Here is a 1201-nt window from a genome sequence, read left to right as displayed (position 1 = left end):
GTGACCCAATGAGTGCCCCATCGGCCCCCACCCTGGCCGTCATCGGAGCCGGACCCAAGGCCATCGCGGTGGCCGCCAAAGCCGCCGAGTTGCGGGCGATGGGTGTGCCGGCCCCCGAGGTCGTCGTCGTCGAACGTGCCGGGGTGGCCGCCAACTGGCAGGCCGTCGGCGGCTGGACCGACGGCAACCATCGCCTCGGTACCGGACCCGAGAAGGACGTCGGCTTCCCGTACCGCTCCGCGCTGGTACCGCGGCGCAACGCCGAACTCGATGAGCGGATGACCCGGCACAGTTGGCAGGCCTACCTGATCGCTACGGGTGGGTTCGCCGAATGGGTGGACCGCGGCAGGCCCGCGCCGACCCACAAGCGGTGGAGCCAGTATCTGGGCTGGGTGGCCGATGACATCGGCATGACCGTGGTTTCCGGTGACGTGGAACGGATCTCGGTCGACCCTGATGCGCACCGGTGGGTTCTGCACACCGCCGATGACACCGTCAGTGCCGACGGTCTGATGGTCACCGGGCCCGGTCAGGCCGAGCGCTCGGTGCTGCCGGGCAACCCCCGGGTGATGTCCATCGCGCAGTTCTGGCATCAGGCCGGCAAGCACGAGATGATCACCGCCGAGCGGGTGGCGGTGATCGGCGGTGGTGAGACCGCCGCGTCGATGCTCAACGAGCTGTTCCGCCATCGGGTTTCGACCATCACGGTGATCTCGCCGACGGTCACCCTGTTCACCCGCGGCGAAGGGTTCTTCGAGAACACCTTGTTCTCCGATCCGACCGGATGGACCGGGCTCACCCTGGCCGAGCGCCGGGATGCGCTGGCCCGCACCGACCGTGGCGTGTTCTCGGCACGTGTTCAGGATGCACTGCTGGCCGACGATCGGATCCGCCATCTCCGTGGCCGGGTCGCCCACGCGGTGGCTCGTGACGAGCGGATCCGGTTGACGCTGTCCACCAACACCGGGGGCGAAGCTGTCGAGACCGTGCACGGCTTCGATCTGGTGATCGACGGGTCCGGCGCCGACGCGTTGTGGTTCGCCCCGTTGTTCAGCCAGGACGCCCTGGACCTGCTCGAGCTTGGCCTCGGTGGACCGCTGAGTGGAGAATCCCTGCAGGAGCACATCGGTCACGACCTGGCCCTGACCGATGTCTTCCCCAAGTTGTTCCTTCCGGGGCTGGCCGGGCTCACCCAGGGTCC

Annotated in this window: 1 protein-coding gene; it reads left to right on the top strand. The window is 68.4% G+C overall.

Going from position 1 to position 1201, the window contains the following annotated elements; genetic code table 11:
• Positions 1-68: 68 nt before the first annotated feature.
• On the top strand, positions 69-1201 hold a 1133-nt coding region (locus ACWGPE_RS19020), incomplete at its 3' end, for a SidA/IucD/PvdA family monooxygenase (RefSeq protein WP_452049317.1).

This window comes from Agromyces sp. NPDC055658, from assembly GCF_053618155.1.
Note: the sequence above shows the minus strand (reverse complement) of the source record. Positions and strands in the feature narration are given on the sequence as shown.